Source organism: Enterobacter cloacae complex sp. 2022EL-00788, from assembly GCF_026627565.1.
In the GTDB taxonomy this organism is placed as follows: domain Bacteria; phylum Pseudomonadota; class Gammaproteobacteria; order Enterobacterales; family Enterobacteriaceae; genus Enterobacter; species Enterobacter pasteurii.
Genome location: NZ_JAPNMC010000005.1, coordinates 68,174 through 90,261 on the forward strand (window position 1 = coordinate 68,174; position 22,088 = coordinate 90,261).

Genomic DNA, 22,088 nt, shown 5'->3' on the forward strand with positions numbered 1-22,088 from the left:
TTTAGCAAATTGCACTCATCATACCAGAGGCGGACAGAGGCAGATAGCGCAGCAGAGGCAGAAAAGAGGGATCGACGTTTCATTTTTATGAAATTTACAAACGGGCTTTATCCCCCTCTCCGCCGCCATTTTGCGTATACTGATGTCTTGTCTTACTTGACGGGGAAAGGACGTCTGTCGTGGAAATTTCACTTGGCCGCGCGCTGTGGCGCAACTTTTTAGGCCAGTCACCTGACTGGTACAAACTCACTCTACTGGTATTCCTGATCGTCAATCCCGTGGTCTTTCTGGTAAACCCCTTTGTTGCCGGGTGGCTGCTGGTTGCCGAGTTTATCTTTACCCTGGCGATGGCGCTGAAGTGCTATCCGCTGCTGCCCGGCGGCCTGCTGGCGCTGGAAGCCGTGGCCATCGGCATGACCAGCGCGGAGCACGTTAAAAACGAGATTGCGTCGAACCTTGAGGTCCTGCTGCTGCTGATCTTTATGGTGGCCGGGATCTACTTTATGAAGCAGCTGCTGCTGTTTATCTTCACGCGCCTGTTGCTGAGCATTCCGTCAAAAACGCTGCTCTCGCTGGCCTTTTGTCTCGCCGCGGCCTTCCTTTCGGCCTTCCTGGACGCGCTGACGGTGGTGGCGGTTGTAATCAGCGTCGCCGTCGGTTTTTACGGTATTTACCACCGGGTGGCTTCGTCTCGTCCCGGCGAAAGCCTGCAGGACGACAGCCACGTTGAGGCCCATAACCGCGAGGTGCTGGAACAGTTCCGCGCGTTTTTGCGCAGCCTGATGATGCATGCGGGCGTAGGTACGGCGCTCGGCGGCGTGATGACCATGGTCGGGGAGCCGCAAAACCTGATCATCGCTAAAGCGGCAGAGTGGCATTTTGGCGAGTTTTTCCTGCGCATGGCGCCGGTCAGCGTGCCGGTGCTGATCTGCGGCTTAGCGACCTGCGTGCTGGTCGAAAAATTCAACCTCTTTGGCTATGGCGCTCGGCTGCCCGAGCCGGTCCGCACGGAGCTGCACAAGTTTGACGAGCAGAGCCGCAAGCAGCGCACGCGCCAGGAGACGCTGCGCCTGATTGCGCAGGGCATCATCGGCGTGTGGCTTATCGCGGCGCTGGCCTTCCACCTTGCGGAAGTCGGGTTAATTGGTTTGTCGGTGATTATTCTCGCGACCAGCTTCGGCGGCGTAACGGATGAACACGCCATCGGCAAAGCGTTTACCGAGGCGCTGCCGTTTACCGCCCTGCTGGCGGTGTTTTTCGCCGTCGTGGCGGTGATTATTGACCAGCATCTGTTCGCGCCAATTATCGCGTTTGTGCTTCAGGCCTCGCCGGACTCGCAGCTTACGCTGTTCTATCTCTTCAACGGCCTGCTGTCCTCGATATCCGATAACGTCTTCGTCGGAACGGTGTATATCAACGAAGCCAAAGCCGCGATGGAGCAAGGGATCGTCAGCACCGGGCAGTTTGAGCTTCTGGCGGTAGCCATCAACACCGGGACCAACCTGCCCTCCGTTGCGACACCGAACGGCCAGGCGGCATTCCTGTTCCTGCTGACCTCGGCGCTGGCGCCACTCATACGTCTTTCTTATGGAAGAATGGTCTGGATGGCGCTGCCGTATACGCTGGTGCTCACCCTTGTTGGTTTGCTTTGCATCAAAATTACTCTCGTTCCCTGTACGCAATGGCTGTTACAAGCGGGTATACTTGCGGCGCATTAAAATTCGTTTACACTGCGCTTTCTAAGCATGTTCCAGGGAAATGATTATGTTGCGATTTTTGAACCAGTGCTCACGCGGTCGCGGAGCCTGGTTGTTGATGGCCCTGACCGCCTTCGCGCTGGAAATGGTCGCGCTGTGGTTTCAGCATGTGATGGGGCTGAAACCATGCGTGCTGTGTATATATGAGCGCTGTGCGCTGTTCGGCATTATGGGCGCGGGTCTGGTCGGTGCGATTGCCCCCAACACGCCGTTACGCTATGGGGCGATTGCCATCTGGCTGTACAGCGCCTGGAAAGGGATTGCGCTTGCCTGGGAGCATACCCAGATGCAGCTTCACCCTTCACCGTTTATGACCTGCGATTTTGCTGCCCGCTTCCCGAGCTGGCTGCCGCTGGATAAATGGCTGCCGCAGGTGTTTGTCGCATCCGGAGACTGCTCCGTGCGCCAGTGGGAATTTCTGACGCTGGAGATGCCGCAGTGGCTGGTAGGCATTTTTGTGGCCTACTTCGTGGTGGCGCTGCTGGTGCTGATTGCCCAGCCGTTCAGGCCGAAGAAACGCGATTTGTTCGGAAGGTAAAAGCAAAACGGCAACGATAGTTGCCGTTTTTAGTTTTTGCGCCCTCTCCCGTGGAAGAGGGTTGGGGTGAGGGCATCAGGCCGCACCCCAATAAAAAACCGCCTCGGCGGTTTTTTTTATTATCAACGGTTGGGATGATTCAGAATGTGGTCTTCCCAGTCCCGCACCTCAGACTCTTTCACCGCAATGTGGCGCACGGAAATGCGTTCGCCGTGCATCGCCGCTTTGGATCCCGTCAGCAGCGGGTGCCACGCCGGGAGATCCTTTCCTTCCGCCAGCAGGCGATAGGCGCAGGTGTGCGGCAGCCACTCGAAGGTCGGCAGGTTTTCACGGGTTAGTTTGATGCAGTCCGGTTCGTATTCGAAACGGCGCTCGTAGTTGCGGCACTGGCAGGTTTTGATGTTTAGCTGCCTGCAGGCTACGTTGGTGAAATAGATTTCGTCCGAATCTTCATCCATCAGCTTATGCAGGCAGCACTGCCCGCAGCCGTCACACAACGATTCCCACTCCGCGTCGGTCATTTCGTCGAGAGTTTTGCTTTGCCAGAAAGGAATATCGTTCATCAGGATGTCCACACGTCAAAATAGAGCGCACCTTATAACGAGTCTGGCACGTTGATGCAAGTTTTGCCGCCCTTTTCGGGCGGCAAGGCGCTTTTACAGCACGCGGGTTTTCAGCGACTGGCCATTAAAGCTGACGTCCAGTTCATCGCCGCTGTGCAGGGGACCCACGCCTTCCGGGGTGCCGGTGAGGATCACATCGCCGGGCTTAAGGGTGAAGAAGCGGCTCATGTAGGCAATCAGCGGGACGATCTTGTGGATCATGTCAGCGGTGGTGCCCTGCTGGCGGACCGCGCCGTTGACCGTCAGGCTGAGCGTCGTGTTCTGCGGATCGTCGGAAAATTCGCTTACCGGAACGAAACCGGAGATGGGGCAAGAATTATCAAAGCCCTTGGCTTTTTCCCACGGCTGCCCCGCCTTCTTCATTTTGCCCTGCACGTCGCGCAGGGTCAGATCCAGCGCAACACCGTAACCCGCAATCGCTTTCTGCACGTGATCTTCGGTGGCCTGGCGCAGCGTCGCGCCTATCAGCACCGCCAGCTCCACTTCATGATGCACCGAGCCAAGCCCCTGCGGGAGCACCAGCGGCTGGCGAATATCGCACAGCGCGGTTTCTGGCTTGATAAACAGAACCGGCTCCTCCGGCACGGCGCTGCCCATCTCCTGAATATGTTTCGCATAGTTGCTGCCCACGCAGACCACTTTGCTGACGGGATAATCCAGTAATGCACCTTGCCAGTTATGATGTTGATACATGGTCGACCCCTAATCGGTTGAGAAGTTGATCCCGGAAAGAGCGGGAGTTATTTCTTTCCGCTCGCCTCAAGATGCTGTTTTAATAAATTCTCCGGCGGTGGCGGAAGCTGTAAATAATAGCCTTGATCCGCTAATGCCTTTTTCACTTTTTCCAGATCGGCATTGACCAGCTTCTTGCGGCCATCCAGCGGCAGCAGCATCGCCAGCTGCGGTCGGCCAAAGCTTTTCATTAATTCTTCCGGCACGCGGGAAAAATCGTCTTTCTTTTCGACATAAAGATAGGTCTGGTCGCGGCTGGTACTTCTGTAGATCACACAAAACATGTTTTTACTCTGAATTAACGGGTGGTTGCTTGCCTCAATATACTCCTGACTATAACATGCCTGATACTCTTCGGAATATCGCGGCGATGTGTTGCGGTTAATAGCAAATTGAGTAAGGCCAGGATGTCAAATACGCCCATCGAGCTTAAAGGCAGTAGCTTCACCTTATCAGTGGTTCATTTGCATGATGCAAAACCCGAGGTTATTCGTCAGGCGTTAGAAGACAAAATCGCGCAGGCTCCCGCTTTTCTTAAGCATGCGCCCGTCGTCATCAATGTAAGCGACCTTGAGGGTCCGGTGAACTGGAAGCGACTCCAGCAGGCCGTCGCCTCAACGGGGTTGCGCATCGTGGGCATCAGCGGCTGCAAAGACGCTGAGCTGAAAGCCGAAATTGACCGGGCAGGTTTGCCGCTGCTGAGCGAAGGCAAAGAAAAAGCCCCCCGCGCAGCGCCTGCAACCGTTCCCGTTCCCCCGCCTCCGGCGCAAAACGTAACCGCTGTCACAAAAACGCGATTGATTGATCTGCCGGTTCGTTCCGGTCAGCGCATTTATGCGCCAAACTGTGATCTGATCGTTACAAGCCACGTCAGCGCGGGCGCTGAACTGATTGCAGATGGCAATATTCACGTTTACGGTATGATGCGTGGACGTGCGCTTGCGGGTGCCAGCGGCGATCGAGAAGCACAAATATTTTGTACTCACCTGACGGCAGAACTGGTGTCTATCGCAGGTGAATATTGGCTGAGCGATAAAATCCCAGCCGAATTTTATGGCAAAGCGGCCCGTCTGCAGCTGGCAGACAACGCTTTGACCGTTCAACCGTTAAATTGATCCCTTTTAACAAGGAATTTCTATGGCACGCATTATTGTTGTGACTTCGGGTAAAGGAGGCGTTGGCAAGACCACCTCCAGCGCGGCCATCGCTACTGGTTTGGCCCAGAAGGGAAAGAAAACCGTCGTAATCGACTTCGATATCGGTCTGCGTAACCTGGACCTGATTATGGGCTGCGAGCGTCGCGTGGTGTATGACTTCGTGAACGTCATTCAGGGCGATGCCACCCTTAACCAGGCGTTGATTAAAGACAAGCGCACCGAGAACCTCTACATTCTCCCGGCGTCCCAGACCCGCGATAAAGATGCCCTCACCCGCGAAGGCGTGGAGAAGGTGCTCGACGATCTGAAAAAAATGGAGTTCGACTTCGTGGTCTGCGACTCCCCTGCCGGTATCGAGACCGGCGCGCTGATGGCGCTTTACTTCGCGGATGAAGCCATCATCACCACCAACCCGGAAGTCTCGTCGGTACGTGACTCCGACCGTATTCTCGGCATTCTGGCCTCAAAATCCCGCCGCGCGGAAAATGGCCAGGAGCCGATCAAAGAGCACCTTCTGCTGACCCGCTACAACCCGGGCCGCGTGAATAAAGGTGATATGCTGAGCATGGAAGACGTGCTGGAGATCCTGCGCATCAAACTGGTTGGCGTCATCCCGGAAGATCAGTCCGTGCTGCGCGCATCAAACCAGGGCGAGCCGGTGATTCTGGATACACAGGCAGACGCGGGTAAAGCGTATGCGGATACCGTTGACCGTCTGCTGGGAGAAGAACGTCCTTTCCGCTTCATTGAAGAAGAGAAGAAAGGTTTCCTCAAACGCCTGTTCGGAGGATAAGTTATGGCATTACTGGACTTTTTTCTCTCGCGGAAAAAAAGCACCGCCAACATCGCAAAAGAACGTCTGCAAATCATCGTTGCGGAGCGCCGTCGTAGCGACGCCGAGCCGCACTACCTGCCGCAGCTGCGTAAAGACATTCTGGAAGTGATCTGCAAATACGTGCAGATTGACCCGGAAATGGTCACCGTTCAGCTGGAGCAAAAAGACGGGGATATTTCAATTCTGGAGCTGAACGTGACGCTTCCGGAAGCGGAAGAGTCACGTTAAATCGTTTGTGGTTCGTAACCCCGGCAGGCGCAGCGCCACCGGGGAAAATATGCCGGGTATATGCCCGGCATATTTGTTAGCGCGGATACCCTTCCAGCAGGGTATTCAGGCGTTCGGCCATCAGTTCACCCCGCCATCCCGCGACCAGCTCCGGCAGGCCGTTCTGCGGCTTTAACTTCCAGTGCCAGTTCAGCAGCTGGTTAATCTGACGACGTGAAGCCAGCAGCTCCGCGCTCAGCCTGCTTTCGCTCGCCACCGCCTGCACCAGCGCTTTGATATCCTTAAACGCCTTGCGGTATCCCGGCATATCCATCAGGTTTAGCAGCGGCTCCGGCAGCGCCTCTTCCGGCAGCTGCCGGGCTTTCTCAACCAGCGCGAGCAGGGTTTTGCCGTGGAAGCGGATCTCGCTCCCGGAAAGGCCGATGCTGTCCAGCTCGCCAAGACTGCCCGGCATGTAGCGCGCTACGGCCCACAGATGCTCTTCGCGCACCACGAAATTAACCGCCAGGTCACGCTCGCGCGCTTTACGCAGGCGCCAGTCGGCCAGCAGCTGCAGGCAAGCCAGCTGGCGCGTGCGCAGCTGCCAGGCGTTGGTGATATCACGCCAGGCCTCTTTCGGGTCAACGACTTCCTGACGACGCTGTTGGGTCATGCGGCACTCGTCCAGCGCGGCGTCCAGCCAGCCGGAGGCTTCCGCCTCCTTCATGAGCTGGCCGGCGATCGGCAGCAGGTAGAACACGTCTGCCGCGGCATATTCAAGCTGGCGCGCCGTCAGCGGACGCGCCAGCCAGTCGGTGCGGGACTCGCTCTTATCGAGCGTCAGGCCGGTGTACTCTTCCACCATCGCCGCAAAGCCCCAGGAGAGCGGACGACCGCTGAACGCCGCGAGGATCTGGGTGTCAATCAGCGGCTGCGGCATGATGCCAAAGGTGTTGAGGAATACTTCCAGATCTTCACTGCCTGCATGCAGATATTTCGTTACGGCGGTATCAAGCAACAGCTCGCGCATTGGCGCCCAGTCGGTGATGCCAAGGGGGTCAATCAACGACACGTTTTTGCCGTCATACATCTGAATCAGACCCAGCTGGGGGTAGTACGTTCGGGTGCGGACAAATTCCGTATCCAGGGCGATAGCGGGGAAATCACGCGTCACCTCGCACAGCGAAGCCAGCTCGTCGTTGGTAGTGATCATCTGGTAATTCAAATCGGACTCTCTTTTGTTTGCGCCCATAAAAAACGCCGGCTTAACCGGCGTCTGGGCGATTAACGTGAAGCTCAGGCCTTATTGTCCACGTTGGCACGGGCTTCGTCACGTAATTCTCGTCGTAATATCTTCCCGACGTTGGATTTCGGCAGCTCGTCGCGGAATTCCACCAGCTTCGGCACTTTATATCCCGTCAGGTGACGGCGACAGAAGGTTATCAGCTCCTCTTCCGTCAGCGAACCCTGTTTTCTGACCACAAATATCTTCACCGCTTCGCCGCTGCTGCCGGACGGGACGCCCACTGCCGCCACTTCCAGCACGCCGCTGTGCTGCATGACCACATCTTCAATTTCGTTCGGATAGACGTTGAAGCCGGAAACGAGGATCATGTCTTTTTTGCGATCGACGATGCGCAGGAAACCTTCGTCATCCATCACCGCAATGTCGCCGGTGTAGAGCCAGCCGTCTTTGATGATGTCGTCCGTGGCATCCGGACGCTGCCAGTAGCCCAGCATCACCTGCGGCCCTCTTACGCACAGCTCGCCGGGTTCGCCATGAGGCACTTCGTTGCCCTCATCGTCCACCAGCTTTGCTTCCGTCGACGGCACCGGCAGGCCGATGCTGCCGCTGTGGTAGTCAATATCGTGCGGGTTCACGCTGACCAGCGGCGCGCACTCCGTCAGGCCGTAGCCTTCCAGCAGATACTGCCCGGTGAGCTTCACCCAGCGCTCGGCAACGGCCTGCTGGACGGGCATACCGCCGCCCGCCGAAAGGTGCAGCGTGGAAAAATCGAGCTGCTGGAACTCTTTGTTGTTAAGCAGCGCGTTAAACAGGGTGTTCACGCCGGTCATGGCGGTGAACGGGTATTTCGCCAGCTCCTTAACCAGGCCGGGGATGTCGCGCGGGTTTGTGATCAGCACGTTCTGGCCGCCCAGCTCGATAAACAGCAGGCAGTTCATGGTCAGGGCGAAAATGTGATACAGCGGAAGCGCGGTGATCACCAGCTCTTTGCCCGGGTGCAGCAGCGGGCCGTAGGTGGCGTTAACCTGCTCAAGGTTCGCCAGCATGTTGCGATGGGTCAGCATCGCCCCTTTAGCCACGCCGGTGGTGCCACCGGTGTATTGCAGAAACGCCAGATCTTCCGCCACGATTTCCGGCTTCACGTACTGCATCCGGTAGCCCGCATGCAGCGCGCGGCGGAAGGAGATGGCGTCCGGCAGATGGTATTTTGGTACCAGGCGCTTAACGTATTTGACGACAAAGTTGACCAGCGTACCTTTCGCGGTAGAGAGCTGGTCGCCCATGCGCGTCAGGATTACGTGTTTGACCTGGGTTCTTTCAACCACCTTTTCCAGCGTGTGGGCAAAGTTGGAGACGATCACAATCGCCGCCGCACCGCTGTCATTCAGCTGATGCTCCAGCTCGCGCGGGGTGTAAAGCGGGTTGACGTTCACAACGATCATCCCGGCCCTGAGGATCCCGAACAGCGCCACCGGATACTGCAGCAGGTTCGGCATCATCAGCGCGACGCGATCCCCTTTCTGCAACCCCAACCCTTCCTGTAAATAGGCCGCAAACGCCCGGCTGCGCTCTTCCAGCTTACGGAAGGTCATCACTTCGCCCATGTTCACAAATGCGGGCTGGTCAGCATAACGCCGTACCGAGTGTTCAAATAATTCAATCAGGGATTGATAACGGTCAGGATTGATCTCCGCAGGGACATCCGCGGGATAACGGTTAAGCCAAACCTTTTTCAATGCATCACCTCTGAAATGAGTGTTCGTCGTCATCACAGCCCCGATAATAAACAGTTTGTTAACATTATATTAACTCAGCGTACCAGTTTATTAATTGTTCAGATTGCAGGTTGCGAAGCGCGTCACTCTTTTTTTTCGTTTTATCCGTAAAAAAACAGAGACAGCGGCTGAGCCGCTGTCTCTTTTCTATCAATAACAGTAACTTACTCGGTTACGATGGTTTGTACCTGTGCCGGGCCCGGAGTGTACCAGCCCCAGCCACCGTAGCCGTAACGGTACGGATGAGGACCCCACATCCAGGGGTCGATCGGCTGCGGCGGCATGACGACCTGCTGGGCAATACGCCAGCGCTTGTAGCCGTTAACCTGCATGGTCATAAATTTGTACGGCGTATTGCCGATTTTACCCGCCACCGAACCGGTGATCGGGCCGACAACGGTCACCAGCTGTCCACGGAAATCAACCGGGTCGAGGAAGCCGCTAACGTCCGCGTAGATCCGCCCGCGCGAGGCTTCACCCAGAACAGGCCGCGCGCCGCCGTCCAGCGGGACGGTGGCAATTTCCAGGCGGGTTTTACCCTGCTGGTTAACGACGTCAACCACCTTGCCGCCAAACCGCGCTTCCTGGCCAACGTACAGCTCCGGGGCATTCATCACGCGTACCAGATCCTGCTGTGGCGTCGGGCTGGTGCCCTTAATCGCATCAGGAACGGTAACGCACCCGCTCAGCGCTATGGCAAACGCGCCTGCCATAAAAAAGCGTACAACTTTAGTCTGAACCGCCATGATGCGACTCCTTTTTCTCAGTTCCTGTTACTGAGATTCACTCGCGGCCCGGAAGTTTCTTCCACGCGACGGTGTTTCGTAAATAAACCGGTTCAGCGTGTTCAACCGCCACGGTTTTTCCTGCTGCAAGCAGCTGACCGGCGATCGGGAGCATATCTTCAGCGGCAGGCAGGAGCATGTTGCCGTCCACCAGCGTGATGCCGGTATCCTTCGCCATCTCAGGCCATGCCGGCCAGCCGGTTCCGACCGTTGCCCACTCGCCGGTGAGCTGCTTCAGGCGTTCCGTAACGGCTTCAGGCTTAAGCACCGCTTCCGTCTCTTCGCCGTGCCAGACGCCGTTTTCATCGCGGGTATATTCCGCCCAGTACACTTCACCCATGCGGGCATCAATCGCGGCCAGCACGCGGGTGGCCCCGGTCATGCGCCAGGCGCCCTGAGCCATCGTTGCAAGCGTAGAGACGCCGATCATCGGCAGCTCGGCGCCCAGCGCCAGCCCCTGCGCAATGCCAATCCCGATACGTACGCCCGTGAAGCTGCCCGGCCCACGGCCATAGGCCAGCGCGTCGAGATCGGCCAGGGCGGCGTTGCCCTCGGTTAAAATGGTTTTCACCAGGGGCAGAATACGCTGGGTGTGTTCCCGTGGGCACTCTTCGAAATGAGCAAAGATCGTACCGTCGTTCCACAGGGCAACGGAACAGGCCTCTGTCGCGGTATCAATAGCCAGAATTCGCATCAGTCGTCGCGCTCTCGCAATGGTCAGTCACAAAATGGCGCGCATCTTAACACACTCCGGCGAGAATTACTCCGCCGTTGGGTTCGCCAGGAAGCGAACCGCGCGTTTAATATCCCGCGTGCGCGGCGCGGGCGGCAGGCTGGCAAGGAAGGTGGCACCGTAGGGGCGCATCACCAGGCGGTTGTCGCAGATAACCAGCACGCCACGATCGGTAACGTCGCGGATCAGGCGCCCTACCCCCTGTTTAAGGGTAATTACCGCGTCCGGCAGCTGAACGTCGTCGAACGGATCGCCCCCGCGCAGGCGGCAATCCTCCATGCGCGCTTTCAGCAGCGGGTCGTCCGGCGAGGTGAACGGCAGTTTATCGATAATCACCAGCGAGAGCGTATCGCCGCGCACGTCCACCCCTTCCCAGAAGCTGCTGGTCGCCACCAGCAGGGCGTTACCGGCGCTGACGAACTGCTGGAGCAGCTGGCCTTTGCTGGTTTCTCCCTGCAACAGCACCGGCAGGGTCATGGTGGCGCGGAACTGCTCGGCCAGATCGCGCATCATGGCGTGAGAGGTGCAGAGCATAAAGCAGCGGCCGTTGTTGGCCTCAATCATCGGCTTAAGCATTGCCGCCAGATGGCGAGCCGCCCCCGGCTGATTCGGCAGCGGCAGATTGCGCGGCACGCACAGCAGCGCCTGTTTTTCATAGTCAAAAGGGCTCGGCAGAAGCAGGGATTCTGCCTGCTCGATGCCGAGGCGCTCGGTAAAGTGGTGCAGATCGTCATTGACGGACAGCGTGGCGGAGGTAAAGACCCAGGTGCCGGGCTTTTGCGCCATCACCTCTTTGAACTTATCGGCAACGGTCAGCGGCGTCAGCGCCAGGGTGAAGTGGCGAGAGGTGCATTCATACCAGTAGCTGTACCCCGGCTGGTTAATCTCCTTCAGCCGCTTCAGCCGCCCGCGATAGAGCGTGGCGCGCTCAAAGGCGGCGTCCAGCAGGGCGGAGCGTCCAAGAGACAGCTTCGCCACGTCGTAGCAGAGCTCAAGAGCGTCATCGAGCAGCAGCAGCGCGCGCTGAATGTTTTTGTCTGCGAGCAGTTCGCGCAGGTTGCCGCGATAGCCCGGCTCGCCGAGCTGTAAACGGAAGTCCTGCGCGCACTGCGCCAGGCGATCGGCGCACTTTTGCAGCTGCTGGGTGTCTTTTAATTCGGTGCGATAGGCAATGGTGAAATCTTTCGCCAGGTCCTGAAGCTGGCGGCTTGAGAGCGACTGGCCGAAATACTGGCTGGCGATGTCCGGCAGCTGGTGGGCTTCATCGAAGATCATCACCTCCGCTTCGGGAATGAGTTCCCCAAAGCCGCTGTCTTTCACTACCATATCCGCGAGGAACAGGTGGTGGTTGACCACCACCACATCCGCATCCATGGCGGTTTTGCGCGCTTTCACCACAAAGCAGTCTTTATACAGCGGACAGTCGCTGCCGAGGCAGTTATCGTTGGTGCTGGTCACCAGCGGCCAGGCGGGGGAGTCTTCCGGCACGCTCGCGCAGGTGCTGATATCCCCCTCCTCCGTCTGGTTGGCCCAGGCGCGCAGGACAATCACATCGCTCAGGGTTTGCACCGGCAAATCGCCCCCCGCCAGCGCCTGCTGTTCGAGCCGCTCCAGGCAGAGGTAGTTAGAGCGCCCTTTCAGCAGCGCCAGACGGCCTTTGTATTTCAGCGCTTTCGCCACCGTCGGCAGGTCACGGCTGTAGAGCTGGTCCTGCAGCGCTTTTGATCCCGTAGAGATGATCACCTTCTTTTTCGCCCGCAGCGCAGGCGCGAGGTAAGCGTAGGTTTTCCCCGTGCCGGTTCCGGCCTCCACCACCAGAGGCTGCGCCTTGTCGATGGCGTGCGCGACGGCATGCGCCATCTGACGCTGGGGTTCACGCGGCTTAAAGCCGGGAATAGCCTGTGCTAACTGACCTTCTGGGGAAAAATCGTCTGCCACGGTGTTCTCTCACTGTATTTTTGCACAGGGATTATGTCAGCCCATCCTCTCCTGTGCCACCCCAAATAGTGACGACGGCGGAACAATATGGCAGTCTTGCCGGCTGACGACGAAAAATAACGAGGATACGTTTATGACTATTGTGCGCATTGATGCCGAAGCCCGCTGGTCTGATGTGGTGATCCACAACCAGACGCTGTACTACACCGGCGTGCCCGCTAACCTGGACGCCGACGCCTTCGAGCAGACCGCGAACACCCTGGCGCAGATCGACGCCGTGCTGGAAAAACAGGGCAGCGACAAATCCCGCATTCTGGATGCGACGATTTTCCTGGCAAATAAGGACGATTTCGCGGCAATGAATAAAGCCTGGGATGCGTGGGTGGTGGCAGGTCACGCGCCTGTACGCTGTACCGTACAGGCCGCGCTGATGAAACCGGAATATAAGGTAGAGATCAAGATTATCGCGGCGGTGTAAGCCCGTTACTCTTCATCTTCATCCTCAAAACGCGCCACGATCCGCTCGCCGGTATGGGTGGCGCGAAGTTCTTCCGCGACCTGGGAAATCGCCTGTCCGCTGCTCATCCCCTGGGACATCAGCTCCTGGATACGCTCAACAGCTTTCTGCTGCTGGTCATGGCTGAGAGAAGGTAAACCTGCAAACATCGTCAACTCCTGCTAAATTATTCGCGCTAATTATTTCACGCTGCCCGGTAGTATGCCATACATGAACATGCGCTTCCCCACTGTTATTGCCTTGCCCTGGCGTGAAGACGCCGCCGAGTTCTGGTTTTCTCGTCTGAGCCATCTTCCCTTCGCCATGCTGCTGCACTCGGGCCATGCGGATCACCCCTACAGCCGATTCGATATTCTGGTGGCCGACCCGGTCAGGACGCTGACCACCGAAAGCCTTTTACCGACGGACGATCCGCTGATGCGGCTTCAGGAGGAGATCGGCGCGCTGGGATTATCAGCCGCCCCAAGCCCGGATCTCCCGTTCCAGGGTGGCGCCCTGGGCCTGTTTGGCTACGATCTGGGCCGCCGCTTTGAAACGCTGCCCGGACGGGCGCTGGCGGATATTTCCCTGCCCGATATGGCGGTGGGGCTGTATGACTGGGCGCTGATCGTGGATCACCGTAAACAGACGGTTTCCCTGGTATGCCATGGTGACGTGCAGGCGCGTCTGGCCTGGCTTGAGGCGCAACGTCCCGCTCCGGTGGAACCATTCAGGCTTGCCTCCGGCTGGCGCTCGAACATGACCGCCGCGGACTACGCGGAAAAATTCTCCCGCGTACAGGCCTATCTGCAAAGCGGTGACTGCTATCAGGTTAACCTTGCCCAGCGTTTCCAGGCCGCGTACCGGGGGGACGAGTGGCAGGCGTTCACCCGCCTTAATGCCAGCAATAAGGCCCCGTTCAGCGCGTTTTTACGCCTTGAACGCGGCGCGATCCTCAGCCTGTCGCCCGAGCGCTTTATTCATCTGGCGGAAGGTGTTATTCAGACCCGCCCGATTAAGGGCACCCTGCCGCGCCTTGCCGATCCGGATGCCGACCGCCAGCAGGCGGAAAAGCTGGCGGCCTCGCCGAAAGACCGGGCTGAAAACCTGATGATTGTCGACCTGATGCGCAATGATATCGGCCGCGTCGCCGAGCCGGGCAGCGTGCGCGTGCCGGAGCTGTTCGTCGTGGAGCCTTTCCCGGCGGTACACCATCTGGTCAGCACCATTACCGCGCGTCTGCCCGCGTCGCGCTCGGCCTGCGATCTGCTTCGCGCGGCGTTTCCTGGCGGCTCCATCACCGGTGCGCCAAAGGTCCGCGCGATGGAGATTATCGATGAGCTGGAGCCACATCGCCGCAACGCCTGGTGCGGAAGCATCGGCTATATCAGCCTGTGCGGGACCATGGATACCAGCATCACCATTCGCACCCTGACGGCCAGCAACGGCACCCTGTACTGCTCTGCGGGCGGCGGCATTGTCGCCGACAGTCAGGTTGAGGCGGAATATCAGGAAACCTTTGATAAAGTGAATCGTATTCTGAAGCAGCTGGAGAACTAACGGTGGAGAAAGAGAACCTGACGCTGGATGATTTTTTATCGCGCTTTCAGCTTTTGCGGCCCCAGATTAACCGCGCCACGCTGAATCAACGTCAGGCGGCGGTGCTGATCCCCGTGGTGCGTCGGGAGCAGCCGGGCCTGCTGCTGACGCAGCGCTCCCCCCATATGCGAAAACACGCCGGCCAGGTTGCGTTTCCCGGCGGCGCGGTGGACAGCACCGACGCTTCGCTGATTGCTGCCGCACTGCGTGAGGCGCACGAAGAAGTGGCCATCCCGCCTGAAGCCGTCGAGGTCATCGGGGTGCTGCCGCCGGTCGACAGCGTAACCGGTTTTCAGGTCACCCCGGTCGTCGGCATTATCCCCCCCAATCTTCAGTATCACGCCAGCGTCGATGAAGTGTCTGCGGTGTTCGAAATGCCGCTGGAAGAGGCCCTTCGATTGAGCCGCTATCACCCGCTGGATATTCACCGTCGCGGACACGATCATCGGGTCTGGCTGTCGTGGTACCAGCATTATTTTGTCTGGGGCATGACGGCAGGCATTATTCGTGAACTGGCCCTGCAAATCGGCCTGAAGCCTTGACTATACTTTACATTCCACCCTTTTCTGGCAGGTTTGCGATCGGCGTCGCGCTATTAGCAAAACCATCGTTAACCATTAGTTTAATTCATGTGAATAGTTAAGCCGAGGTTGATGTTCCCTCTTACACTATGCGCAGTTATAACATCGTTACTGGAACCCCAGTAACCCTGTCAGGAGTGTGAAAGTGATTAGTATATTCGACATGTTCAAAGTGGGGATTGGCCCGTCCTCTTCCCACACTGTAGGGCCGATGAAGGCCGGTAAACAGTTCGTCGATGATCTGGTCGAAAAAGGATTACTGGAAAGCGTTACCCGTGTCGCCGTAGACGTTTACGGTTCACTGTCATTAACGGGTAAAGGCCACCACACCGATATCGCCATTATTATGGGTCTGGCGGGCAACATGCCGGACACTGTTGATATTGATGCCATTCCGGCATTCATCCGCGACGTGGAAACGCGCGGTCGCCTGCTGCTGGCTAACGGCCAGCACGAAGTGGATTTCCCGCAGGATGACGGGATGCGTTTTCGCAGCGACAACCTGCCGCTGCATGAAAACGGCATGACCATTCATGCCTGGAGCGGCGAAAAAGAGATCTACAGCAAAACCTATTACTCCATCGGCGGCGGCTTCATCGTTGATGAAGAGCATTTTGGTAAAGAGAGCGCGGGCGACGTCAACGTCCCCTATCCGTTCAAATCCGCTACCGAAATGCTGGGCTACTGCAAAGAGACCGGCCTGTCCCTGTCCGGTATGGTGATGCAGAACGAGCTGGCGCTGCACAGCAAAAAAGAGATCGAAGACTATTTTGCCAACGTGTGGCAAACCATGCGCGCCTGTATTGACCGCGGGATGAACACCGAAGGCGTTCTGCCCGGGCCACTGCGCGTGCCGCGTCGTGCCTCTGCGCTGCGCCGTATGCTGGTGACCACGGACAAGTTCTCCAACGACCCGATGAACGTGGTTGACTGGGTAAACATGTTCGCGCTGGCGGTTAACGAAGAGAACGCCGCGGGTGGTCGCGTCGTGACGGCGCCAACCAACGGCGCGTGCGGTATCGTTCCGGCCGTGCTGGCCTACTACGATCACTTTATTGAGCCCGTGACGCCGGACATTTATATCCGTTATTTCCTCGCGGCAGGCGCCATCGGCGCGCTGTACAAGATGAACGCGTCTATCTCCGGCGCTGAGGTAGGCTGTCAGGGTGAGGTGGGCGTTGCCTGCTCCATGGCGGCAGCCGGTCTGGCGGAGCTGCTGGGTGCAAGCCCCGAGCAGGCTTGCGTGGCGGCCGAAATCGGTATGGAGCATAACCTAGGTCTGACCTGCGATCCGGTTGCCGGTCAGGTACAGGTGCCGTGCATTGAGCGTAACGCCATCGCCTCCGTCAAGGCCATCAACGCCTCGCGCATGGCGATGCGCCGTACCAGCGAGCCGCGCGTGTCGCTGGATAAGGTTATCGAAACCATGTACGAAACCGGCAAGGACATGAACGCGAAGTACCGCGAGACCTCTCGCGGCGGCCTGGCCATTAAGGTGCAGTGCGACTAATACTTCCCCTCGCCCGTCTGCAACGGATGGGCGAATTTTCCCTTCTCGTCTCGTCGCTTCCCGTATTCCCCACTACACTGTCTCTGTTGCGTCCGGCTTTTTTGACTGGTGCTTATCAGGCGACCGTTCATGCAAAATGCACAAACGATCATTAAAGACTATCGCCGAAAGCGCGCTATCGTCTGCGTCACGGTTGCGCTCGTTACGCTCGTCCTGACCCTGGGCGTGCGCTTTATTTCACAGCGCAACATAAATCAGGATCGGATCCTCGACTTTACCCACAGCACCGTGCGCGCGCTGGACAAGGTGCTTATGTCCCTGGAAACCCACCGTGAAACGCTCCTCTCGCTGGTTGGCGAACCCTGTTCTGAGGTAAATCTGGTCCTGCGAAAGCAGGCTGCGATTCTGCAAACCGTACGCTCGATCGCCCTCATAAAAGACGGAACGCTGTATTGCTCAAGCGTGTTTGGCATTCGTAACGTTCCCGTCAGCGAATTTCAGCCGATACTGCCGTCCAGTGAACCAAAGCTGCTGTTACTGACCGACCGGTGGCTTTTAAAAGGCAGCCCGGTGCTTATCCAGTGGTCCCCCGTGGCGGGCCAGGGCACGGACGGGGTAATGGAGGTGGTGAATATCGATCTTATTACCAAAATGATCCTCGAGCCGCAGCGGCCGCTTATTACCGACGTTGTCCTCAAGGTAGGCGATAATTTTCTCCGCTACGGGCAGCAGGTTTCGGATACCCTGGCCCTGGATGAAAACGCGCCCCGGCTGGAACAGCCCTCGCATCGTTATCCGTTCAGCGTTACCGTGAGCGGGCCAGGCCCCGGCGAGATGGCGTTAAAAAACCTGCCAACCCAGCTGCCGCTGGCGCTGATGCTCAGCTTGCTGATGGGCTATATCGCGTGGCTTGCCACGGCGCGGCGCATGAGCTTTACCTGGGAAATCAACATGGGGATCGCCGCCCGGGAGTTTGACCTCTTTTGCCAGCCGCTGGTCAATGCCCGCACCGGGGAGTGCGTCGGCGTTGAGATCCTCCTGCGCTGGAATAACCCGCGCCAGGGGTCGATCTCTCCCGACGTGTTTATACCCCTGGCCGAAGAACATAATCTGATTGTGCCGCTTACCCGCTACGTCATCAGCGAAACGGTGCGTCAGATTGGCTATTTTCCCGCCTCACGGGATTTTCATATTGGCATCAACGTGGCCGCCAGCCATTTTCGCCGCGCCGCGCTGATCCGTGATCTCAACCGGATCTGGTTTAACGCCAGCCCGGTTCAACAGCTGATTATTGAGTTAACCGAACGCGATGCGCTGCTCGACGTGGATTACCGCATCGTGCGCGAGCTGCACCGTAAAGGGGTGAAGCTTGCGATTGATGATTTTGGTACCGGCAACAGTTCCCTTTCCTGGCTCGAAAAGCTTCATCCGGACGTGCTGAAAATCGATAAGTCCTTCACCGCCGCGATCGGCACCGACGCCGTAAACTCAACGGTAACGGATATTATTATTGCCCTGGGCCAGCGGCTGAACATTGAACTGGTTGCGGAAGGGGTTGAAACCGGGGAGCAGTCGCGCTATTTGCGCCGTCACGGCGTGCATATTCTGCAGGGATTTTTGTATGCGCGGCCTATGCCGCTGCGGGAGTTTCCGAAATGGCTGGCGGAGAGTTCCCCTCCGCCAGCGCATCACAACGGACACATCGTGCCCTTAATGCCGTTACGCTAGATGGCGTTACTCTTCTTCGTCGTGGGCTGACTGCTCTTTAACAATACGCACCATATCCACGCGATAGTCGTTGGCCTCAACGATGGTAATTTGCAGCGGCGGCAGTTCAAGCACGTCACCGACGCGCGGGATCTGTCCGTTAACCGCAATAACCAGCCCCGCCACGGTAGCGATGTCTTCGTCATCATTCACCACGTTTTCCACGCCCAGCGTGTGCGACAGCGCGTGCAGGTCGGTGGTCCCTTTTACCAGCCAGCCGTCACCGTCGGCAACGATTTCCGGCGTTTCATCCGCATCGGGGAATTCCCCGGCGATGGCTTCCAGTACGTCCAGCGGCGTCACCAGACCCTGTACCACACCAAATTCGTTGGTGACGATAACAAAGCTTCCGCGCGCGCGGCGCAGCACGCCCAGCAGGTTAATCGGATCCAGCGTCTCCGGCACCACAATAGCGGGCGACGCGGCGGCGACAGCTTCGACGTTGATGCCCTCTTCCAGCGCCACCAGCATCTCCTTCGCGCGCACCACACCGATGATTTCATCCAGCTCGCCCCGGCAAACCGGGAACAGGCTGTGCGGTGAGGAGAGCAGCTGCTGACGAATTTCATCGACGCTCAGGTTGGCATCGACCCAGCTGATTTCACCGCGCGGCGTCATGATGCCGCGCAGGGAGCGGGAGGCCAGGGAGAGCACGCCGTTAATCATGTAACGTTCTTCTTCCACGAACGCCCCTTCCGGAACCGGCACCGGATTACGGTTTTCGGAATCAGACTGCACGTTCACCTGACGGCGACCGCCCATCAGACGCAGGATCGCATCTGCGGTACGGGCGCGCAGCGGCTGATTCGATTGCTGCTTAATAAAGTTACGGCGTGCAATCTGGTTAAACAGCTCGATCAGGATCGAGAAGCCAATCGCGGCGTACAGGTAGCCTTTCGGAATATGGAAGCCAAAGCCTTCCGCCACCAGGCTCAGACCAATCATCAGCAGGAAGCTCAGACACAGCACCACTACCGTCGGATGCTGGTTGACGAAGCGCGTCAGCGGCTTCGAGGCCAGCAGCATTACCGCCATCGCAATCACAACGGCCGCCATCATCACCGGCAGATGGTTCACCATGCCCACCGCCGTAATCACCGCATCCAGCGAGAAGACCGCATCAAGCACCACAATCTGAAGCACGACCACCCAGAAGCTGGCGTAGCCTTTCCCGTGCCCACCGTCGTGCTGCCGGTTCTCCAGCCGTTCATGTAGCTCTGTTGTGGCTTTGAACAGCAGGAAAAGCCCCCCCACCAGCATGATCAAATCGCGTCCGGAGAAGGTGAAATCCATAACGGTGAACAGGGGCTTCGTCAGGGTGACCATCCACGAGATCACGGACAGTAAGCCCAGTCGCATGATCAGCGCCAGCGAGAGGCCGATCAGACGCGCTTTATCACGCTGTTTCGGCGGCAGCTTGTCCGCGAGGATGGCGATAAATACCAGGTTGTCGATACCGAGAACGATCTCCAGCACGACCAGCGTAAGTAAGCCGACCCAGATTGACGGGTCCATTAAGAATTCCATGAGACGCTCCTGCTAAAGAAATGACAAAGCGGTGCCCCGGTACGGTTGGGCAGATCACAGGGAATGAGCGATGGTGCGTGGCGAAGATCGCCGTTAAAGAAGGCGCGGGGTGGCCTGATAGATGACTGACGTCGGTGACGGTCCATATAGTGGGCTGTAGCCCTATACTCCTGAATTATTAAACGGAGGCTAAACATATCAGAGACAAGTGGTTTTTAGCAAAGATTTACGTTCCTTTGCAATCTTCTGTAACACGCGCGGTTTACCTTACAGAAAAATCTGTAAGGCGTAGCTAAATTACGGATCTTCATCACATAAATTATTTTTTCACTATCTAAAATAATTCGCGGAAGTCTTAGTTTTTAGAACTCTAACCCTTATCTGAATCGATTCGGTTCGCCAATACGATTCTCAATACGCCTGCCTGGCAGACGTATCAATGATAATAAAAGGAGGTAGCAAGTGACCATTGCTATTGTCATAGGCACACATGGTTGGGCTGCGGAGCAGTTACTCAAAACGGCAGAGATGCTGTTGGGCGAGCAGGAAAACGTCGGCTGGATCGATTTCGTTCCCGGTGAAAACGCCGAGACGCTGATTGAAAAGTACACTGCTCAGCTGGAGAAACTGGATACCAGCAAAGGCGTGCTGTTTCTCGTGGATACATGGGGCGGCAGCCCGTTCAACGCTGCCAGCCGCATTGTCGTCGATAAAGAGCATTATGAAGTCGTCGCCGGGGTGAATATCCCGATGCTGGTGGAAACCTTCATGGCGCGCGACGACAACCCAGGCTTCGATGAACTGGTGGCGCTGGCGGTGGAAACCGGACGCGAAGGCGTGAAGGCGCTGAAGGCCCAGCCGGTTGAAAAACCCGCCCCTGCTCCCGCGGCACCGAAAGCGGCAGCCCCGGCGAAGCCAATGGGCCCGAACGATTATATGGTTATCGGCCTCGCGCGTATCGATGACCGTCTGATCCACGGCCAGGTGGCAACGCGCTGGACGAAAGAGACCAACGTACAGCGTATTATCGTGGTCAGCGACGAAGTGGCCGCCGACACCGTCCGTAAAACCCTTCTTACCCAGGTTGCACCGCCGGGCGTCACCGCGCACGTTGTGGATGTCGCCAAAATGATCCGCGTTTATAACAACCCGAAATACGCGGGCGAGCGCGTGATGCTTCTGTTCACCAACCCGACAGACGTCGAGCGCCTCGTTGAAGGCGGCGTGAAAATCACCTCCGTTAACATTGGCGGCATGGCATTCCGTCAGGGCAAAACGCAGGTCAACAACGCGATTTCAGTCGATGCGAAAGATATCGAGGCCTTCAACAAGCTGAATGCACGCGGTATCGAACTGGAAGCCCGCAAGGTTTCCACGGATCCGAAACTGAAAATGATGGATTTGATCGGCAAAGTGGGGAAATAAGCCCGGGCCGGTTTTCACATAAAGCTTATGTAATAGGAGAAGTACAATGGAGATTACCACTCTTCAGATTGTGCTGGTGTTCATCGTCGCATGTATTGCGGGTATGGAGTCCGTACTTGATGAATTTCAGTTCCACCGCCCTCTGGTGGCCTGTACGTTGATTGGCGCCGTTCTCGGGGACATGAAAACCGGTATCATCATCGGTGGTACCCTGGAAATGATCGCCCTCGGCTGGATGAACATCGGTGCGGCAGTGGCGCCGGATGCGGCGCTGGCGTCCATTATTTCAACCGTTCTGGTTATCGCCGGTCATCAGAGTATCGGCGCCGGTATCGCACTGGCCATCCCGCTGGCCGCTGCGGGACAGGTGCTGACCATCATCGTTCGTACTATCACCGTTGCCTTCCAGCACGCGGCGGATAAGGCAGCCGAAAACGGCAACCTTACGGCGCTCTCCTGGATCCACGTTTCGTCCCTGTTCCTGCAGGCGATGCGTATCGCGATCCCTGCGGTTATCGTGGCGATCTCCGTCGGTACCAGCGAAGTTCAGGGCATGCTGAACGCTATTCCTGAAGTGGTCACCAGCGGTCTGAACATCGCCGGGGGTATGATCGTGGTGGTTGGTTATGCGATGGTCATCAACATGATGCGCGCAGGCTATCTGATGCCATTCTTCTACCTCGGCTTCGTTACCGCGGCGTTCACCAACTTCAACCTGGTTGCGCTGGGCGTGATTGGTGCAGTGATGGCGATTCTCTACATCCAGCTCAGCCCGAAATATAACCGCGTGGCGGGTGCTCCGGCGCAGGCTGCTGGCAACAACGATCTCGATAACGAACTGGACTAACAGGTGAGCG

Annotated in this window: 22 protein-coding genes; 12 read left to right on the forward strand and 10 right to left on the reverse strand. The window is 57.6% G+C overall.

Annotated elements, in window-relative coordinates; all coding sequences use genetic code 11:
* Positions 1–179: 179 nt before the first annotated feature.
* The gene (gene nhaB, locus OWK27_RS09205) at positions 180–1,718 is read left to right on the forward strand and encodes a Na(+)/H(+) antiporter NhaB (protein ID WP_267590273.1); all 1,539 of its coding nucleotides are present in this window, start codon (positions 180–182) and stop codon (positions 1,716–1,718) included.
* Between the two features lie 46 nt (positions 1,719–1,764).
* The gene (dsbB, locus tag OWK27_RS09210; RefSeq protein ID WP_148418026.1) at positions 1,765–2,295 is read left to right on the forward strand and encodes a disulfide bond formation protein DsbB; all 531 of its coding nucleotides are present in this window, start codon (positions 1,765–1,767) and stop codon (positions 2,293–2,295) included.
* Positions 2,296–2,417: 122 nt separating this feature from the next.
* Here the strand turns inward: dsbB and OWK27_RS09215 are convergent, their stop codons facing one another.
* The 3 genes from OWK27_RS09215 to OWK27_RS09225 all read right to left on the reverse strand — a co-directional run bounded on the left by OWK27_RS09215 (position 2,418) and on the right by OWK27_RS09225 (position 3,934).
* On the reverse strand, positions 2,418–2,858 hold the full coding sequence (locus tag OWK27_RS09215; RefSeq protein WP_267590274.1) for a YcgN family cysteine cluster protein: 441 nt from the start codon (positions 2,856–2,858) through the stop codon (positions 2,418–2,420).
* Positions 2,859–2,951: 93 nt separating this feature from the next.
* Entirely contained in the window at positions 2,952–3,611 is a 660-nt protein-coding gene (locus tag OWK27_RS09220; RefSeq protein ID WP_267590275.1) for a fumarylacetoacetate hydrolase family protein, read from the reverse strand.
* Positions 3,612–3,658: 47 nt separating this feature from the next.
* A complete protein-coding gene (locus OWK27_RS09225; protein ID WP_148418029.1) occupies positions 3,659–3,934 on the reverse strand; it encodes a YcgL domain-containing protein in 276 nt (91 codons plus the stop codon).
* Between the two features lie 123 nt (positions 3,935–4,057).
* Between OWK27_RS09225 and minC the strand changes: the two genes are divergently transcribed.
* Genes minC through minE form a run of 3 tightly spaced genes read left to right on the forward strand, consistent with a single transcriptional unit; the run spans position 4,058 to position 5,870 of the window.
* Complete coding sequence (minC, locus tag OWK27_RS09230; protein ID WP_148418030.1) at positions 4,058–4,765, forward strand: septum site-determining protein MinC; 708 nt, start codon at positions 4,058–4,060, stop codon at positions 4,763–4,765.
* Between the two features lie 22 nt (positions 4,766–4,787).
* The gene (gene minD, locus OWK27_RS09235; RefSeq protein ID WP_003859938.1) at positions 4,788–5,600 is read left to right on the forward strand and encodes a septum site-determining protein MinD; all 813 of its coding nucleotides are present in this window, start codon (positions 4,788–4,790) and stop codon (positions 5,598–5,600) included.
* A gap of 3 nt (positions 5,601–5,603) precedes the next feature.
* Positions 5,604–5,870, forward strand: a complete 267-nt coding sequence (gene minE / locus OWK27_RS09240) for a cell division topological specificity factor MinE (RefSeq protein WP_003859937.1) — start codon at positions 5,604–5,606, stop codon at positions 5,868–5,870.
* A gap of 76 nt (positions 5,871–5,946) precedes the next feature.
* Here minE and rnd read toward each other — a convergent pair whose 3' ends face one another.
* The 5 genes from rnd to OWK27_RS09265 all read right to left on the reverse strand — a co-directional run bounded on the left by rnd (position 5,947) and on the right by OWK27_RS09265 (position 12,326).
* Positions 5,947–7,062 (reverse strand): ribonuclease D, encoded by a 1,116-nt coding sequence (rnd, locus tag OWK27_RS09245; protein WP_242173235.1) that lies wholly within the window; start codon positions 7,060–7,062, stop codon positions 5,947–5,949.
* 83 nt (positions 7,063–7,145) lie between these two features.
* On the reverse strand, positions 7,146–8,831 hold the full coding sequence (gene fadD / locus OWK27_RS09250; protein ID WP_148418031.1) for a long-chain-fatty-acid--CoA ligase FadD: 1,686 nt from the start codon (positions 8,829–8,831) through the stop codon (positions 7,146–7,148).
* Between the two features lie 203 nt (positions 8,832–9,034).
* On the reverse strand, positions 9,035–9,616 hold the full coding sequence (locus OWK27_RS09255) for a Slp family lipoprotein (protein WP_176610063.1): 582 nt from the start codon (positions 9,614–9,616) through the stop codon (positions 9,035–9,037).
* A 37-nt stretch (positions 9,617–9,653) separates the two neighbouring features.
* Positions 9,654–10,349 (reverse strand): tRNA (adenosine(37)-N6)-threonylcarbamoyltransferase complex dimerization subunit type 1 TsaB, encoded by a 696-nt coding sequence (gene tsaB / locus OWK27_RS09260; RefSeq protein WP_242172338.1) that lies wholly within the window; start codon positions 10,347–10,349, stop codon positions 9,654–9,656.
* A 66-nt stretch (positions 10,350–10,415) separates the two neighbouring features.
* Positions 10,416–12,326: an ATP-dependent DNA helicase gene (locus OWK27_RS09265; RefSeq protein ID WP_148418034.1), complete on the reverse strand. Its 1,911-nt coding sequence runs from the start codon at positions 12,324–12,326 to the stop codon at positions 10,416–10,418.
* Between the two features lie 133 nt (positions 12,327–12,459).
* Here OWK27_RS09265 and OWK27_RS09270 point away from each other — a divergent pair, with 133 nt between their 5' ends.
* Positions 12,460–12,804, forward strand: a complete 345-nt coding sequence (locus tag OWK27_RS09270) for a RidA family protein (protein WP_148418035.1) — start codon at positions 12,460–12,462, stop codon at positions 12,802–12,804.
* A 5-nt stretch (positions 12,805–12,809) separates the two neighbouring features.
* On the opposite strand, the gene OWK27_RS09275 is transcribed toward OWK27_RS09270, so the two are convergent.
* Positions 12,810–12,992 (reverse strand): YoaH family protein, encoded by a 183-nt coding sequence (locus tag OWK27_RS09275; RefSeq protein ID WP_003859925.1) that lies wholly within the window; start codon positions 12,990–12,992, stop codon positions 12,810–12,812.
* A 61-nt stretch (positions 12,993–13,053) separates the two neighbouring features.
* Here OWK27_RS09275 and pabB point away from each other — a divergent pair, with 61 nt between their 5' ends.
* From pabB to OWK27_RS09295, 4 genes are all read left to right on the forward strand, one after another.
* The gene (gene pabB, locus OWK27_RS09280) at positions 13,054–14,382 is read left to right on the forward strand and encodes an aminodeoxychorismate synthase component 1 (RefSeq protein WP_267590366.1); all 1,329 of its coding nucleotides are present in this window, start codon (positions 13,054–13,056) and stop codon (positions 14,380–14,382) included.
* A 2-nt stretch (positions 14,383–14,384) separates the two neighbouring features.
* Positions 14,385–14,963: a CoA pyrophosphatase gene (locus OWK27_RS09285; RefSeq protein ID WP_148418036.1), complete on the forward strand. Its 579-nt coding sequence runs from the start codon at positions 14,385–14,387 to the stop codon at positions 14,961–14,963.
* 184 nt (positions 14,964–15,147) lie between these two features.
* Entirely contained in the window at positions 15,148–16,512 is a 1,365-nt protein-coding gene (sdaA, locus tag OWK27_RS09290) for an L-serine ammonia-lyase (RefSeq protein WP_267590276.1), read from the forward strand.
* Between the two features lie 129 nt (positions 16,513–16,641).
* Entirely contained in the window at positions 16,642–18,240 is a 1,599-nt protein-coding gene (locus tag OWK27_RS09295; protein WP_242172334.1) for an EAL domain-containing protein, read from the forward strand.
* 6 nt (positions 18,241–18,246) lie between these two features.
* Here OWK27_RS09295 and yoaE read toward each other — a convergent pair whose 3' ends face one another.
* Entirely contained in the window at positions 18,247–19,806 is a 1,560-nt protein-coding gene (gene yoaE / locus OWK27_RS09300; RefSeq protein ID WP_148418038.1) for a CNNM family cation transport protein YoaE, read from the reverse strand.
* A 462-nt stretch (positions 19,807–20,268) separates the two neighbouring features.
* Between yoaE and manX the strand changes: the two genes are divergently transcribed.
* Both manX and manY read left to right on the forward strand, forming a co-directional pair.
* The gene (gene manX / locus OWK27_RS09305) at positions 20,269–21,231 is read left to right on the forward strand and encodes a PTS mannose transporter subunit IIAB (protein ID WP_148418039.1); all 963 of its coding nucleotides are present in this window, start codon (positions 20,269–20,271) and stop codon (positions 21,229–21,231) included.
* Positions 21,232–21,277: 46 nt separating this feature from the next.
* Complete coding sequence (manY, locus tag OWK27_RS09310; RefSeq protein WP_003859914.1) at positions 21,278–22,078, forward strand: PTS mannose transporter subunit IIC; 801 nt, start codon at positions 21,278–21,280, stop codon at positions 22,076–22,078.
* Positions 22,079–22,088 lie beyond the last annotated feature (10 nt).

Coding starts and splice junctions, on each gene's coding strand:
- yoaE (WP_148418038.1), bottom strand. CDS start 19,806: ATGGAATTCTTAATGGACCCGTCAATCTGGGTCGGCTTACTTACGCTG.
- pabB (WP_267590366.1), top strand. CDS start 13,054: ATGAACATGCGCTTCCCCACTGTTATTGCCTTGCCCTGGCGTGAAGAC.
- OWK27_RS09225 (WP_148418029.1), bottom strand. CDS start 3,934: ATGTTTTGTGTGATCTACAGAAGTACCAGCCGCGACCAGACCTATCTT.
- tsaB (WP_242172338.1), bottom strand. CDS start 10,349: ATGCGAATTCTGGCTATTGATACCGCGACAGAGGCCTGTTCCGTTGCC.
- minE (WP_003859937.1), top strand. CDS start 5,604: ATGGCATTACTGGACTTTTTTCTCTCGCGGAAAAAAAGCACCGCCAAC.
- rnd (WP_242173235.1), bottom strand. CDS start 7,062: ATGATCACTACCAACGACGAGCTGGCTTCGCTGTGCGAGGTGACGCGT.
- OWK27_RS09270 (WP_148418035.1), top strand. CDS start 12,460: ATGACTATTGTGCGCATTGATGCCGAAGCCCGCTGGTCTGATGTGGTG.
- OWK27_RS09295 (WP_242172334.1), top strand. CDS start 16,642: ATGCAAAATGCACAAACGATCATTAAAGACTATCGCCGAAAGCGCGCT.
- dsbB (WP_148418026.1), top strand. CDS start 1,765: ATGTTGCGATTTTTGAACCAGTGCTCACGCGGTCGCGGAGCCTGGTTG.
- OWK27_RS09275 (WP_003859925.1), bottom strand. CDS start 12,992: ATGTTTGCAGGTTTACCTTCTCTCAGCCATGACCAGCAGCAGAAAGCT.
- OWK27_RS09255 (WP_176610063.1), bottom strand. CDS start 9,616: ATGGCGGTTCAGACTAAAGTTGTACGCTTTTTTATGGCAGGCGCGTTT.
- manY (WP_003859914.1), top strand. CDS start 21,278: ATGGAGATTACCACTCTTCAGATTGTGCTGGTGTTCATCGTCGCATGT.
- OWK27_RS09220 (WP_267590275.1), bottom strand. CDS start 3,611: ATGTATCAACATCATAACTGGCAAGGTGCATTACTGGATTATCCCGTC.
- OWK27_RS09215 (WP_267590274.1), bottom strand. CDS start 2,858: ATGAACGATATTCCTTTCTGGCAAAGCAAAACTCTCGACGAAATGACC.
- minD (WP_003859938.1), top strand. CDS start 4,788: ATGGCACGCATTATTGTTGTGACTTCGGGTAAAGGAGGCGTTGGCAAG.
- minC (WP_148418030.1), top strand. CDS start 4,058: ATGTCAAATACGCCCATCGAGCTTAAAGGCAGTAGCTTCACCTTATCA.